Below are 15969 nucleotides of genomic sequence, written 5' to 3'. Positions count from 1 at the left end.
TCAATTCTTTATTTAAAATTCAATTTTGCTTTACCTATTTCTCAGCTTGGCTTCTTATTGTTGAAGAATAAGAAATCGAACTTGGTAGGAATTGTAGCCATGAAGGTAAGGTGGAAAATATTATTAACAAGCATGACCATGTGGCTGATCGGAGAAATTTATCTCGGTCTATTAGGTTTAGATGAGTTTGCTGACTATAACCAGTTCCTTCAAGATCGCATTAATTTAATTTTAGTTGTCGCTAATTCAAGCCGCGTTAACAACTTAACAGCATAAAATGTATAGTCATTTCAAATAGAAACCGTAGAAAAATATGTACTGTCTTTTCTTCCTAAGCTAATGTGTATTTAAACTGCATATTATTCGGTTAAAGAATTAAGGATAGAGTTCTTGTCCTGTCTCCTGTCTCCTGTCTTAATAAGCAATTTAAATACGTGACAGCTTATTACCCATTACCTATTACCTATTACCCATTACCTCGAAACGATAATTTAAACCATAAGGAAATTAATTAGAACGACTATAAATGTTTAAAACCGCAGTTCGTACTCAATTAAACCTCTAGTTTCATCGACAAAATTAGACGAGCCTCTAAGCACGAAATTGTTATTTAAACGATAGCGAAAACCAAATTGTGCGGGAATATCAACGTTAAGAATCTTGAGAGCAGAAAAAGAAAAGTTATTAAAAAGATCGATCGCAATTTCTCCTGCTAGAGCATTAATAGTATTATCGGGTCGCTCTTCATCAATAATTTGCGTGGGAAACAGTCGTAATTCACCGATGGGAAAAGCATTATTAAACTGACTGTTAAAGCTGCCAAACAACGCCGAACCCGCTAAATTAGCCAAACCTATAGGACTGTTACCTCTGCCTAAAGTATTAACTAAACCACCTCCTAAGAGAGCAAAAATTTCTGTCTGACTGCGAGGAGGACTGCTAGTAAGCTCGATATTATTAGCGATTTGGCTGGCGAGTCCTTTTACTTGAGCGGAAATCCGAACGGTTTCCAGGGTGCCGAAACTAGATTCGGGTACGTCGCTAATTTCGTTAGATAGAGGATCGATAGGAATACGACTATTGTTGGTTTCTAATGCCGAACCAACCATCAATACGTCAACATAGGGATCGAGTCCATTTTTATCGGTAAAACGAGCGATATTGTTATAGTCGCGAGAAAGTGCTAGCTGAGTGGTAAACAGGTTGACCTGTCCGCGTTCTAGATTTATCGTTCCTTCGGGTGTAGGCTGTAAGAATGTACCGTTAAGATTTAAAGTGCCACTGGCATCAAAAGTAAATATAGGCGGTAAGCTAATCTCAATATTTTCTCCTAATTTCAGTTTTAAATTGCGATATTCGGTAAGGGCGACAATGCCTTCACTGCTGTCGGTTAAATCGTCAATTGAGTTGTTTTCGGTATCGGTAGCGGTAGTATCTGCCAGCAAAATCGTACCGTCATACAAAGTTATATCGCCAGCAAGATCTGGCTCGGTCGCCGTACCCAAAATTTGCAGTTCTCCTGCTACTTCGCCTTCGTAAAATTCTTTTAAATTGACAAAAATATTATCTAGATCGATAGTTAGCGGTTCGGAGATATTGAGATTATTAGTTAGAGGTAAATTACCAGCTACACGTATTTCACCACCGCCAAAATCACCGCGAAAGTTGGCTACCCGAACTTTGTTGAGGTCGAAGAAAATTTTACTATTGACATTAGTGAGTAAGCTATCTGGTAGTGCTTTGGCAGCAATAGTTGCATTACTGAGTTCGGCTGTTCCTCTAGCAACTATTTCGCTGGGAAGACTGCGATCGGGGTCTAATTTGCCAGTAACATCTAGAGCAATTTCTCCCTGTCCATCAATCCAGCTTAATTCCCCTCTAGAGAAAATATCAAGTAGTTCCAGTCCGCGATCGCGAACGTTAAGCTGGAGTTCTAAGCGATCGCTATCTGGTTCGACAGTAGCGGTGGGTAACTGGTAGGGAAGGTTGCCAGAAATAGTTAGAGGCTCGGCACCATCGGCAATAATACTACTGGCGAAAAAGTCGAGACGAGCATTATCGTAGTTAAAGCTGCCTTTGGTAGATTGGATTGAGGTTTGGTTGATAGTGGCATCGTCTACAGAAATTTCACCTCTAGCTTGGGGATTGTCGCCAGTGCCTGCAATACTGGCGATCGCATTTACTTCACCACCCAAAGCAATATCTGGCGAAAAGGCAAACATTTGTTCGATTAGTTCTACAGGTACTTGTCTCAACCGAAACTGTCCCGACTGGGTTTCGCCGCCAAAAGTCCCTGTAAAGATCAGTTGGGGAGATACAGTTTGTTTGCTCGGCTTACGAGTAAAGTCTTGTAGTTCGATACTAATAGGTAATAGAGTTAAGATACCTTCTTGATAGCTGCCACTGGCAACGACTTGCTTGACATCTAAATTTCCCCACTGCCAATTCGTACCAAAAAAGTCAAATTGAGAATCGATTCCCTGTTTGGCAGAACCAGATACGCCGATCTCGCCGTTAAAAGTTCCCTGTAAAAATTTTAATTTTGGTAAAAAAGCCTGTTGACGCTCTTGTTCGATAGTGTCTAAACGAGCTTGAATTTCTGCCAATAACTGCAATTGTTCGAGGATCGGAGCATCTTTAAAGCCCACGCTAAACAAAGGAGGAATGGCGGCATCTTTTTGATACAAATCTTCAGCATTACCATAGTCGCGATCGCCCAATAGCATCGCCAGATCTTTTAATTCAAAAATTTGCAAAGCGATTAAAATATCTTGAATTTTTCCTTGGCTTATTGATGCTCTACCATCTACTTCAATGTCGTCAGCCGTTTGTCTAAAGCTACCTTCTAGCTGATAGACGCTGTCGCGCTGCTGAAACTTCCCGTTTTGCAAGGCAAAATAATTATCGCCATATTGAAAGTCACCAGTCAGTCGCTCGCCTTTGATACTAGCCCATGATGGCGAATCGATAACGACATTTTCACCCGAAGTTGCCAGGGTATTAAGGTTAAAAACAAACTTGCCCGATAATTTGCCCCCAATTGGCTGTACGGCAAAATTTTCTGGCACTTCAATATCTTCGCTTTTTATCGCTACGGTTTTGAGAAACTCTAAAGGAACATTATTGGTAGTTAATTCTAAAATTTCTGCTTCGCCCGTTCCTGTAATAGCAATATTGTTGCGGACGATCGCCAGTCGGACGGGTAAAAAGTCGCGATCTAGTACCAGTTCGATCTTATCTGGTTGAGGATCGCCAGCATCGGTTTGAGATAACTCTAAGTTGACACCGCTATCTACAGAAGTTTGAATGCTGCCAGTTAACAGGGAAGCAAAAGCAATATCTTCAACTCGAAAGTTACGTAAATTAATGCCACCGTCGATATCTATCGCCGCAGGAACACCGCTAATGCTGCCTGAAAAGTCGCCTCTGCCTGCATAATCTAAATTAGTCGCCCAACTCGGTAGGGTTACTCGTAATTTTCTAATATCGATCCAGTCAGCTCGATCGACATCAAATTCAAAATAGTTTACTGCCGCTAATTTATCGGGAATATCGCTAAAAAATGATTCGTCTAAATCTATATATCCCGTCGCTGCTAGTCCTTCTCCCTTTGCCTGTAAGACATCTAGGCGGCTACCGTTCCAACGTACTGCGGCAGAAAAAGGTTGTTCTAAAAGATCGATCCCCTGGCTAAAGGTAACATTCCCCGTTGCCGCGATCGCTGTAGGATCTAAATTATTGACATTGCCCGTTACTTCTAACTGTCCTCCTAACTGTCCATTAAGTTCGATATCGTCGGAATTAGGATCGGCAAACAAACTCAAATCGACATTCTGAGGAATAACCGTAGTTTTAAACTTACCGTTGGCGATTGCCAGATTTTGTGCCTCAAATACGCCTTCGGGCAGGGTTAAACTACCGTTACCTCTGGCAGTAATTGCTTCGGGAGTAATATTATCTGTAGTTCCCGACAGTTCCACAGTACCGTCGATTAAACCCGCAAACTGTTCGGGTGTACTGGAACTCAACTCTTTTAGCTGTAAATTACTTCCTGTGGCGATCGCCTTCCAATTTTCATCTACTATATTTAAGTCTCTAACTTCAACTCGTCCTTTTGCCAGATCGAGATCGCCAAAACCGTTGATAATTGCCGTGTCTTCTGGTTTGGTAGGAATATTGCCCGTAAGATAAAACTCGCCGCTAAGATCGTCATTAAATTCTGGAGGAACTTCGGGAAATAACCGCCGTAGTTGTAAATCATCAGTATTAGCGTCGGCTTGCCAAGTGCCGTTAGCTATTCTTACCTGTGGTAAAGCTATTTGTCCCCCTACCGTATCGAGATTGGCTTTACCCGTAGCGCGAACCCGATCGATATCGCCGTCGGTTTTACCAGATACATTAAATACGCCATCGACCAAACCTTTAGCTATTGTCGGCGCGCTGCCCTTACCAAAAGGTAAACTACCAAATTCTACATCTTGAGTTTCTACCTGTAGTTGCCAGTTGCCTTGACTGGAATTGAGGTTTTGCAGCCTAACCGTACCATTACCCAAAGCAAAATTTGCCGAACCATTATCGAACCGCAATGTTTCGAGATTACCAGCCTGGGCGAATAATTGAGTTTGACCAGATACTACGCCAATATCAATCGGTAGGGGATTATTATAGCTATCAGCGATCTTTTTTGCCGCAACATCTTGGGCAAAAATGCCAAACGCCAGATCTTGGCTATCGTCTAATTCTAAAGTTCCAGTTCCCCTTATTTGTCCTCCAGATAGAGGCAAGCTTTGAAACTCTCGCACGAATAAAGTCGTACCAATTAAATCCAAGTTTGCGGTAATCTGCTTAAAATCGATTTTATCGATACGGCTAGGGGTGACGGTATTTACATCAAAACTCACGACGGGAGTTAATATATCCCCTCTAACTCGCACGTTTCCCGCTATTTTGCCTTGTATGGGTACAGCAGGGGGTTCTATTTCCAGGGCTTCTACCACTTTATTAACCGCTACTGGAGCGATTTTAGTATCGACTTGATAATCTCCTTCTTCAGCCAAATCGATAGTACCGCTAGCAACTCCCGATACTTCTCCAAAGTTAGTAGCGACATTATTTAACTCTATTTCCGTACCGTCAAAGACTAGTTCGCCGTTGCTATTGCTAAAAGGTTTGACTAGTTCTGGTATTTGCAAGCTGACATCGTTTAGGGTTGCTTTCCCTTCTAATAGAGGAATGGGAAGATCGCTTATCGTAACGCCAATGGTTCCCGAAATATCTCCTTGCTGTAACTCGATGGGTAAAGCTAGCAAATTACTAACTTCGGTTGCGTCTAACCGTTCGGCTTCTAAAGTTAGATCGATAACTTTAGTTTTGCTAAAGCTTTCTCCGTTGACGGTAAAGTTGCCTCCCGCTGCTGCCTCTCCTGTGGTTGCAAACTTTATCTGTTCTCCGTCATCAAGCAGATTGACAATAGTGCGATCGAGTTCTAGCTCCACAGGGGGGTTTAAATTTCCCGTTTCTAGCTGCCGTGCGGCTAAAGTTAGTTTGCCTTTCTGTAGCTGAATAGTTTCGACATCGACTTTAATACCACCATCTTCCGTTGACTCGCTACCAAAATTAGTAGGAGTCCAAATTCGATCTTCGCCTTGTTCGAGATAAATATCGGGACGTACTAAAATAATGTCTAGCTGTAAAATGCGCCGACGCAAGAAATATAAAGGATCGAGTTTTACTCTGACTGCTTCAACTGCGATCGCATCGGGATTATTGGCAGTAGCGGGCAACGCGCTATTACCAAAACGCGCTCCCCAGGGAGATATTGTTTGCAGGTCGCCCAATTCTAAAGGACGATTGAGATATTTGCTAGTTTCGGTTTCAATTACAGGAATTAGTTTGTTTTGAATTAAATACCAACCATAAACTAAGCCACTAACGGTACCACCGAGAAGCAAGATTGCTATTGTTATTAGTATTTTGCGCCACTGAGGAGAAGTTTGGCGATCGCCAGAAGTATGGTGTTTTTCTAGGTTGCGATCGAATTTTTTTTTCATCTTGGGTCGGTTTATACTGAAAAAGGCGATCGTCGCTATTTCGCTAATCGTATATATATAAGATTCTTAACTTACTATTTGGTTTCCAATTGTTTTAATTTTGCGATAAAAATTAAGTATGGTTAATATCAACTGTTGCTAACAGTCTTAATTATTAAATTTAACTGGTTTTGTTTGTCATTTCTTCACTTTTTTAACAGCAAGCAAATGTCCGAGCTTGGCGAGCAATTGACCGATTGGGCGATCGCTATATCTTGAAGCTCTATTTAAACAGCTAGATTATAGCCTTGTTGTTAGTTATTTTATTTAATTAAATATACTTAAATTTATTAAATCTCGTAAAAATGAAAATTAAGGTAAAAGTCAAGCTCAATAGCAAACAGCAAAAAATAGAAACCGTAGACGATAATAATCTAATAGTAAAATTAAAACTACCACCGTTTGTTTTCAATATATTTAATAACTCTTTGATGAATATTTTGTGGGGTTTTAGTAGCATCAATGCTTAAAAATTTTCCCTTATAATTACTAAATATTTGCTGATAACTCTGACGCACTTTAATTAGCTTTTCTTTGGTCTCATAAATCTCTTTTGAAGAACGTTTGTCTAATCTATTCAAAGATTCTTTTACCGAAAGATCGAGATAAATAGTAAGATCGGGATTGGGAAATCGTGCATTTAAGCTGCTAACAAATTCAAACTGTTCTTTAGTGTCGCAATTGTAGACTAAAGAAGAAAAATAATATCTAGTGCTGATAACATGATACCCGTCGGCAATTAACTTAAAAACTCCATCAAAGTCATTGTATAAATGATCGTGGCGATCTGCGGCAAACAAATAAGCCATTTGTTCGTCAAATGAGGCGCGATTGCGACTAAAAACGATTTTTTGTTTCAATGCCTGTCTAATTATATTACCGACAATACCGTTAGAGGGTTCGGAACTAATTATTACTTTTTCTTCCTTATTTATAAAGTAGTTTAATAATAACTCTGCTTGGGTTGATTTCCCCGAACTATCAATTCCTTCAAAGACAATAAAAAGTTTTTTGTTTGTCGATTGCGATTGGCGGTTAATCATTAGTTGTTTGTGTACTTACTTGGTTATTGTCTATTGCTAGTTTTTATAAATAATGCTGAAGTGTTTGCTAACTAAAAACTGTCACGAAGCATGCTATTTTTTTCTAAAATCGAACCAAGTTTCTAGTAAGTTTAGCAACATTCGGTTTTTTGACATTTTTTGTAGGTAATATGCTCTTGCTGCCTGTTGCCAAATTTGAGCGAAGCTGAGATAAACGGCTGGAAAACTTACCTGCAAAAATCCCGTTATCGCAAAACGATTGAGTTTTATTTTTTGCTGCATTGCTAAAGCGATCGCACCAATTAATTCGGCAGCGCGATCGCCAATTAAAGTACAGCCAAGAATTTCGCCATTTTTACTCACTAATAACTTACACAATCCTGTAGTTTCACCTAAAATTTGCGCTTGGACAAGTCCTTTTAAATCTAGCTTGACTACATATACATTTTTATGCTCTTTTTTTGCCTGGGCTTCAGTCATACCTACTCTAGCAACATTAGGTTGGGTAAATATTGCCCAGGGAATACAACGATAATCTGCATGAAATCGAGGCAGAAATAAAGCATTTTTTAACGCTATGTTTACTTCATACCGAGCAATATTTGGCAGAGAATAACCGCCAAGAAGATCGCCGCAGGCATATATATGAGGATTGGTAGTTTGTAATTTACTATTTACGATTAAGCGATCGCGTTCGTATTTGACTTCAACTCCTGCTAAATTTAAACCCTCAATATTAGGAGTAAAGCGATCGCCAAAAAAAATAGCATCGGTTTCAACGGCTTTATTGCCTACCTGTAACCATTGAGTTCCTGCGATCAATTTGATTTGAGTAACTGGAGCAATTATAATTTCGATTCCTTCAGCCTCTAATTGCGCTTGAATTAGCCGAGAGGTTTCTGGTTCTTCTCGAGGTAAAAGCCGATGTTCGAGTATTAAAGTAATACTTTTACCAAATCTTGCTAGAATTTGGGCGATTTCCAAACTGCGAAGCGAACCACCGACAATAGCTATACTTTGGGGTAAAGTTGTTAATGCTCTTTGCCAAAGAGCGTCAAGAGTTAAATAGTTAGTTTGAGCAATGTCGTAAGCTGGCGAGAGCGCCAATCTCGAACCAGTAGCTAATAAATATTTGCGCGATCGCAAGTGTCGTTTACCAACATTAAAACCCAACTTAGGTAGCCGACAAAATTCCCCTTTACCAAAAATTACATCTACACCTAAAGCTGCCAAACTTTCTAAAGAATCTTCAGCGCGTACATTTGAATTAACGATTTGTCCCAAATCTATAGCCTCAGTTAAAGAAGCAGGTGGTGCAGCATCAAAAGCGATCGCTAAAGGTTTTTTTTGCTGCCAATAGAGCCAACGCCCTACTTCACTAATACTATGTTCGATAACTAAATTATTGTCCAAATAGTCACACTCGCTTTGTGTTACTAAAGCAACGCGAGCTTGAAGATAGGTAGCAGAAGCGGCAGCATAAATTCCTTCGGGGCTGCTACCAACTACTACCAGATCGTAATCTACCGCCATAGTTTAATTGAGAATTTTTGACCTAGATTAAACGATAGCAATTTTAGAGAAGCGATAAAGAAGGTCTGTTTAAATATAGTATTTGAGCCACAGCTTAAACTATTTAGAGTCTATTGCGCAACAACTCTAATATCAAACACAATCGGATATCGGTTTGCGATCTAACTCTCGACAAATTTTTCCCCGACAGTTGCGCAAACCAAGCGAGCGACGAGCATACTCTTTAATCACTTCAGGCTTAGTTGTTTTAGCTATATTTTGCAATTGATAGGGATCTCTGGTAAGGTCGTACAGTTCTCGATCGCCATTATCGTATTCAATGTAAGTACAGTTGGATGTCCGCAGACCAATATAATCGGGAATCATCGGAATCATCTGTTTGTTTTGTCGATGTTCGACTAAAAAAACTCGTCGCCACGAAGCAAGCGATCGCGAGTTATCGCGCCATAATTCTACCAAAGAACGACCATCGACAAAATTAGGAACATTTGCCCCTGCAAGTTTCGCAATAGTTGGTGCTAAGTCAATATTTCCTACAATCTCGTCGATAATTTTACCAGCAGGAATACCCGCTCCTCTCAAATAAAGTGGTAAATGAATATCTTCTTCGTACGCCGTCTCTTTTTCGGGAGGTAAACGATGTTGACCGAGGTGAAACCCATTATCGGAGGTGAAAATAATATAGGTGTTGTCTAACTGCTTATTGATTTTAAGCGTATTGATGAGTTTGACTAAACCTTCATCTACTGCTTGGAGCGATCGCAGTCTTTGACGATAGAGTCGGTCGATTTTGTTTTGTTGCTGCCGATTCAATAACGGTAAGTTACGAATATGTTTGGGTTTATCGCTTACATCTGTTTCATTAAAAGAGGGAATACGTGGCGCACTCTCTTTAGAAAATAAATGTCGATGTCGGGGGGCTGGAATTGCAGGCTGATGCGGCGCAAAATAGGATAGAAACACAAAAAAAGGTTGCTTATCTTTGATTGATTGAGTAATAAACTTCCTTGCCTTATCGGTATACACATCGGCACTGTAGTCTTGAGGGCGGTTTCTGTAACGAACTAAATTGCCATTTTCGTTAAGAGTATAGTTATATTCCAAATAACCAGTGTCATAAATTGGACTATCCCATTCATCCCAACCAGGAGGAACATAAGTTTTAGAGGCTCGGCGCGGATAGCCATTAAGATATTTTCCCATATAGGCGGTACGATAGCCTTGTTTCTGTAACCAAGTTGCGATCGTCGAGCGTTCTAAGCCCCGTCGATAGAAATAAATAAAGCTACCGTTGAGCTTGTGATTGGTAAAAACCCCCGTATTGTGTGCGTATTGTCCTCTGAGCATGGTAGCTCTTGAGGGGCAGCAAAGAGAGACATTGACGAAATAGTTACTAAAGCTTACTCCTCTGTCTATCAGCAGCGATTTTAGATGGGGCATATAGCCAACAGAAGCAGTATCTAAATCGTCGGTAAGGATAAATAAAATATTAGGAAGGCGATCGACGTTCGAGGATCTAAAAGGATTACAAGAAACAATAGCAATAGTTAACAAAAAGAGCGAACATAGACGCAAACCTAAGTAATGCTTTGATTTCAAGTTTTTAATCGAGACTCTTTTACTCAAAAAATACACCACAACTACTTATGGCTGACCAAATTAAAATTTGCTTTTAAATCGTTTTTGAAGCAATTTTTAACCATAACTGCCAGCGTTGGAAACGAGGGTCTTCTTTTGGAAGAAAGATAAACTCAATAATAGCCGATCGCCAGAGCTATAGGCCTTACAAAATTGACATATTAAAGACACACAACAGACAAAAATTTGTTCTAATATTGCTCCAGATTTAAAGGCAATAAACCAGGCTAGCAGTCTGGCACAAGCCCGCACTATATAGGTGCGGCTTTCGCGATTCAAGTCAATTAAAACTGGCAAAGTCCGAAATTTATTATCTTACCCTCGAACAATTTCACACAATAGCCGTTAATGAATACTCAAGTACCTCAAGAAATTGCTATAGAAAAAATCAAAATGCTTGCTTCGTTCAAAGAAGATATTTGCCGTTGGACTAATAGAGATTATCGTGCTTCGGATGTCGAACTGCTTCGCACTAAAATCTTGCAAAAGGTTCGGCACGTTCGTAGTATAGTTGTAGAAACTAACTGTCTCAAACTAATGCCCACTAAACCACCATCAATTACAGGAGGGTTGTTAATCAGAGACTACGATCCTTTTACCAACGTCTTGGAAACTCCTTGTTTTGGTATTTCTTTTATCCCAGAAATCATCAAGATGATTGATGAGGCAATTAGGGTTCTCAAAAGTCCTAAATATTTAGCAAAGTTGTTTGTCTACTTAGATAATAGGGATAAAACCACCAAAAGCTACACACAAGAAGGCTAGAGCTTCATAGTTTCTAATAGTTGTTCCATCTCAGCAACACTTAGACCCCTTTCTATGTATTGTGGTTCGTTGGGGTTATAAGGACTTACAAGTCGGTCGATCGCTACAATTTTAGAATCTGAGGCAATTACGGGTATGTCTGGATTGTAAGGTGTGGGATTGGTGAGGGAGCTAGAAAAGCCGTTGTAAATTGCGACTGTCTCTAGCTCGCCTTTAGCAGTTTTAACCTCAACCATTAAAACTTCTTGGCGTTGAATAGTGTATTGTTCTAAGCGTAAACCAATTAATTTAGACATTGTATAGTCGTATAAAAAATAATGTCCTAACACTTCCAGGTATTGCTATAACTATCTAAAATCGCACCAAGCTGAATATTTATTGTTCCATAGCCGATCGCCCTTGTTTGCCAAGACGAATCAAAATAAAATAAGCTAAATAAATTAAATAAATAACCAATCCTACTGCCGCAAAAAACCCTAAAACCCCCTCATTTCCAGGTTCGGAGTGGAAAAGTTGTCGATAGAGTAGAGGTGCTTCCAGCCAAACTTGACAAGAGGCGGTACTTAGAATTTGGTCTGACCAACCGCAAGGCAGGAATAAAGCATTAGCGATCGCTCCTAACAAACAGTAAGCGGTTATCGCCCAACGCCAGGAGCGAAAAATTAATTTTAAAGTACTTTTGGGGATGTCGCGAATTTCTTCATTCAAATCTACCCAAAACCAGAGCGAAAAAGGAATTAAAATACGTGCGGCTAATGCAGTAAAAAATCCAATTTTCCAGCCAGGAATTAGTAAATACACGGTAATCATCAACAAGCTTGCAACTCGCCAATAAATAATTAGCAATCTTTGCATTGCCTCTTGTCTTTGAAATAACGACCAAATTAGTAATACAAAAGGAATGATTACGGTGATTAACACTCCTAGTCGATAGTCCATCCAGACTAAAGGTCTAAACCAAACTTCGTTCATCGATTTAATTTAACTGTTTTTACTGCCAATACTCGAACCACTCTAAATTATCTCTTGCTAAAAGACAAAAAAATTCTAAAAAATTTTTACGGCAAAAGTTATTTTATAGTCGCTCTCAAAAAAAAGTGGGAATTGCACACAGCACTCCCACCCTTGATGACCAAAGAATATTTAGTAAATGTAAATTAAAAGATAATTGACCAAAGGTCACAGCAAAGCCATTTATTCAACGGCAAGCTACCTTCAGCAATCCCTGCCTCTTTAACGTCTAGTCTTCGTATACGCGACATTCGGGTGCATCGGGATTATCTTCACAATATTGCTCTAAAGAGTTTTTCTTAGGAGCTTTGGTGCGTTGATGAGATGCTTCTGCTTGCAGTTCTTCTACTGTATCCCAGGCAACAGCACAGTTTTCTGAAGAGTCTCCTTCAGTACTGCATACCTCTCTAGCTTTTTGTCTCTCCTGGTTGATTCTTTCTTGTATATCGCTCATTATTCCTCTTATTGCAACTTGTTTTAAATTATAATATGCCGAGTTTAGCTAAGATGAAACTTTTTAGGTTCGGTTTGCCGATTGGCTATTGTCGTAAGTATAGTTCCCGATCAAAACACCATTAGTTATGTTTTGGTGTTATCGCCTGTTTTCTCAAAATATAGCATATAGCTTTTTTGATAAGCCATTGCTCTTCAATTGACATCTTGGCATTTTAAAGTTTTTGTCTCACATACAGATTGAAAAAACAAACGACATATTTTTTCAAAATATGTTTATATGCGTTTGTGCTACAATATTTGAATTATGTAAGTAATTTATAATATATTTTAATTTTATTACTAATAACGATTTCATCCACAGTACGAAAAACCTAAATTATAAAGTTTCTATAACTTTATGTAATTTGTAATTGCCATTACAGTTTTAGGCAAGACAGAATATAAAACAACAAACGATTTATATTGTCACCCAATTAATTATTAAAAATTAAATTACTATACAAATTAAAATGTCAACCATATTTACCCATAAATCGGGATATTTAATATCAGTAAAATTACTGGCAAACAAAAAGACTATTCGTAGTTCAAAACCAAAGCTCGAACAACATTTTTTAGGCGATCGCGAAGCTGTTGAAAATATTTTATGTCTCGAAGAGCGATCGAGAACTATAGACACAAGCTCTTTAACCAATGAAAATAAATTTTTAATTGACGCAAAAGACTATAGTGACTATCCTCTGGAAAAACCTAGTTTTAATCGACTAGAAATAGCTATTAATAATTTTTTACTGGCATCTTTTACAATTGTTGCTGCTATAATTGCTGCATTTTTTATACCTTCGTTTTTAGTTTCTACAATCAAAAGATGCTACGGTAATACTAAAATAAGCTCTCTTTGGCGAACAAAATTTAAGTATTAATCTATTTCTACTATTCGCCAACATCAATAATCTTTTGCTGTAGTTCTTGTTGTCTGATTTTTACTCGTTCGTAAAGATAAATCAATTCTTCGTCATCGAGTTCTTCGGTCAATAAACCGTTTACCGTTTGCTCTAAATATTCAGCGGACGAGCCTAAAACACCTTTGGCTGTAGCCAGACAGTTAATAATTTGTTCTGTAGATAAATTGTTAATATACATTGGGTGCTGAGAATTAATAGTAAAGGCGATCGCCTCAAATTCTTGACTACCATCGAAAGCTTTAACCCAGGTAGGAAGGTAAGAACCAACTACCATTTCTCTACGCCAGAGTAATAGTAGTTCTGACTCTAAATCGCTGTCAATTTCCAAACGATAAGCAACACCGTAACAGCTACCACCTTTTTCTAAACCTAATACCAATCCAGGATTATCTAAAGTACCTCTGCCTAAAGGAGCTTTAAGGCAAAACTGACGATGCCAACCGTCAAGACTAACGATGCGGCGTTCTCGATACTCAAACAAAGGATTCCAAATTAGAGAACCGTAAGCAAAAATCCAAAGTTGTGAGAGATTCTTCTGTTGTAAGGTTTCTCGAATTGAGGTTAGTAACTCCTCATCACTCAAGATAGTTAAATTTAATTCGGGATGAGCTAACAGTTTTTGTAATAGTTTGGATTCGAGAGCTTGACGATTTAAGACCATTTCTGAGAATGACAATAAGTTATGCTCAATAGTCTAACAATGTGTTTATGCAGTAGGAAGAAGATTAGCTTGTTGCCAAATTCAACTTCACTTTCTAATCGAACTAACGTTTGATTAAAGTTGTATTATCAAGCACACTATTATCCTGTTGAGACTGAGGAAAATAACTTAAGGCATCATCGAGATGTTTTACTAGAGTAGTTTTAGGTAATGCTCCCTGAAGATGCTGCCAGGGTAAAATGCGATCGCGATGCCAATCTTGATGAACGTAGTAGTCTAAATCTGGGATTTGTCCTCTTAGCTGTTTGAAAGCTCGTTTGTAACTGCCAACCGACTCGCCGTAGGTTCTAGTCAACTTTAATAGTTTTGCCAGGCGGCGATCGCCTCTAGAAATTAAGGCTTGAATTATCGACCAATTATAGCTTTCGGGACGAAAATCGATACCGCGCTTGCCTAATTGTTTTTCTAAATACTTCAATCTTTTTTTTGCATCTGGGTTGACTCCTAACCATTGAAAAGGAGTGTGAGCTTTAGGCACAAAAGTACTGCACCCCAAAGTCAAACGCAAACCAGGTGCGGCTTGTTTGACTGCCTCCATCATGGCTACCGTTTGTTCTACATCGGTAACTTCTTCCCCTGGTATTCCTACCATGCCGTAAAACTTAATTGCTTTTAAACCACCTGCTTTAGCATTGACTGCCGCTTGAATAATTTCTTCATTACTTAGTTTTTTATTAACGATTTGGCGCAGTCTTGCCGAACCGCTTTCAATGGCAACAGTAATCGAACGGGTATCTCTGGCGGCTAGAGTTGCTGCCAGTTTTTTGGTAACGGTATTGGTGCGTACCGAAGCAATGCTGAGGCGAACATCACGATACTGAGGTTGTGATAAATAGTCCAGTAAAGCTTCAAATTCGGGATGCTGAGTTACCGACGCGCCAAGTAAACCAATGCGGTTAGTTACTTCTAAACCTCTTGCAATTGCAGGTATTAAAGAACCAGCTAAAGAGGCAGTACGAAACGGTAAAGTTAAATAGCTAGCCAAACAAAAACGGCACATTTCGGGGCAGCTACGGACTACTTCTACCATATAAATATTTTCCCAGGCAGCATTTTCGGTAACTACAGTAGAAGCCGATAGAACGTTACCGCGGTAAGTTTGTTTCTGTACCGTGTCGGGAATATCGGGGATGGTTGGCGCAATTTCGGTAATTTCTCTTTCTGGACTGTAGTAGCTTACCCGATACAAATTCGGAACGTAAACTCCTGGTACGGTTGCTAAATGACGTAATTTAGTAGCGCGATCGCATTTTCTAACTTCCTGATAGGCAGCGATAAAATTATCTAATAATTCTTCTCCGTCGCCTAGTAAAATAACGTCAAAAAAATCGGCAAAGGGTTCGGGGTTGGCTGTCAGAACCGAACCACCGCCAAATACTAAGGGATGATTGTTATCGCGATCGCAACTATGAAGCGAAATATCTAAAGACTCTAATAGATTGAAAATATTAATATAGTCTAGTTCCCAGGAAACAGAAAATCCCAAAAGTTCGGGGTTTCTGGGTAGCGGTTCGTGAAGATCGACAAACAAACGGCTGACATTTACATCGCTTCTCTGTGCCAGAGTCGCCCAGACTATCTGATAACCAAGACTAGTAATACCAATGCTATATTCATTGGGAAAAGCAAAAATAACGGGGACTGCGTCGCTATCTCCTGAGACGGGAGTAAATAACAGTTTTTCTTGTTGGAATACACTCACAAATAATTTTTATATCTAACAATACATTTTTATTATCGATCGCTTT

Annotated in this window: 12 protein-coding genes; 3 read left to right on the top strand and 9 right to left on the bottom strand. The window is 39.2% G+C overall.

The genetic code is table 11. The features are described from left to right. Positions 1-99: 99 nt before the first annotated feature. On the top strand, positions 100-276 hold the full coding sequence (locus tag KV40_RS35725; RefSeq protein ID WP_172657281.1) for a hypothetical protein: 177 nt from the start codon (positions 100-102) through the stop codon (positions 274-276). A 254-nt stretch (positions 277-530) separates the two neighbouring features. Here KV40_RS35725 and KV40_RS12370 read toward each other — a convergent pair whose 3' ends face one another. The 4 genes from KV40_RS12370 to KV40_RS12355 form a co-directional block, all read right to left on the bottom strand. Continuing rightward, a complete protein-coding gene (locus tag KV40_RS12370) occupies positions 531-6050 on the bottom strand; it encodes a translocation/assembly module TamB domain-containing protein (RefSeq protein WP_052055592.1) in 5520 nt (1839 codons plus the stop codon). A 431-nt stretch (positions 6051-6481) separates the two neighbouring features. Then, positions 6482-7132: a dTMP kinase gene (gene tmk, locus KV40_RS12365; RefSeq protein ID WP_036481649.1), complete on the bottom strand. Its 651-nt coding sequence runs from the start codon at positions 7130-7132 to the stop codon at positions 6482-6484. Between the two features lie 93 nt (positions 7133-7225). Further along, the gene (locus tag KV40_RS12360; RefSeq protein ID WP_036481646.1) at positions 7226-8665 is read right to left on the bottom strand and encodes an NAD(P)/FAD-dependent oxidoreductase; all 1440 of its coding nucleotides are present in this window, start codon (positions 8663-8665) and stop codon (positions 7226-7228) included. A 132-nt stretch (positions 8666-8797) separates the two neighbouring features. Then, positions 8798-10219: a sulfatase gene (locus KV40_RS12355; RefSeq protein WP_172657280.1), complete on the bottom strand. Its 1422-nt coding sequence runs from the start codon at positions 10217-10219 to the stop codon at positions 8798-8800. A 432-nt stretch (positions 10220-10651) separates the two neighbouring features. On the opposite strand from KV40_RS12355, the gene KV40_RS12350 reads away from it, so the two are divergent. After that, positions 10652-11068: a hypothetical protein gene (locus tag KV40_RS12350; RefSeq protein WP_052055590.1), complete on the top strand. Its 417-nt coding sequence runs from the start codon at positions 10652-10654 to the stop codon at positions 11066-11068. Here the strand turns inward: KV40_RS12350 and KV40_RS12345 are convergent. The 3 genes from KV40_RS12345 to KV40_RS12335 all read right to left on the bottom strand — a co-directional run bounded on the left by KV40_RS12345 (position 11065) and on the right by KV40_RS12335 (position 12533). Next, on the bottom strand, positions 11065-11364 hold the full coding sequence (locus KV40_RS12345) for a hypothetical protein (protein WP_036481930.1): 300 nt from the start codon (positions 11362-11364) through the stop codon (positions 11065-11067). The genes KV40_RS12350 and KV40_RS12345 overlap by 4 nt on opposite strands. A 79-nt stretch (positions 11365-11443) precedes the next feature. Further along, a complete protein-coding gene (locus KV40_RS12340) occupies positions 11444-12040 on the bottom strand; it encodes a DUF3177 family protein (protein WP_036481643.1) in 597 nt (198 codons plus the stop codon). A gap of 268 nt (positions 12041-12308) precedes the next feature. Then, positions 12309-12533: a Calvin cycle protein CP12 gene (locus KV40_RS12335; protein WP_036481640.1), complete on the bottom strand. Its 225-nt coding sequence runs from the start codon at positions 12531-12533 to the stop codon at positions 12309-12311. Positions 12534-13044: 511 nt separating this feature from the next. Here KV40_RS12335 and KV40_RS12330 point away from each other — a divergent pair. Further along, complete coding sequence (locus tag KV40_RS12330; RefSeq protein WP_036481637.1) at positions 13045-13458, top strand: hypothetical protein; 414 nt, start codon at positions 13045-13047, stop codon at positions 13456-13458. Positions 13459-13468: 10 nt separating this feature from the next. Here KV40_RS12330 and KV40_RS12325 read toward each other — a convergent pair whose 3' ends face one another. Together KV40_RS12325 and KV40_RS12320 are read right to left on the bottom strand one after the other, a co-directional pair. After that, positions 13469-14161: a gamma-glutamylcyclotransferase gene (locus KV40_RS12325; RefSeq protein ID WP_036481635.1), complete on the bottom strand. Its 693-nt coding sequence runs from the start codon at positions 14159-14161 to the stop codon at positions 13469-13471. 103 nt (positions 14162-14264) lie between these two features. After that, positions 14265-15923, bottom strand: a complete 1659-nt coding sequence (locus KV40_RS12320) for a radical SAM protein (protein ID WP_036481632.1) — start codon at positions 15921-15923, stop codon at positions 14265-14267. Positions 15924-15969 lie beyond the last annotated feature (46 nt).

This window comes from Myxosarcina sp. GI1 (assembly GCF_000756305.1).
In the GTDB taxonomy this organism is placed as follows: Bacteria; Cyanobacteriota; Cyanobacteriia; order Cyanobacteriales; family Xenococcaceae; genus Myxosarcina.
The sequence above is the reverse complement of the archived record's forward strand: the minus strand, read 5'-3'. Positions and strand labels throughout refer to the sequence as shown.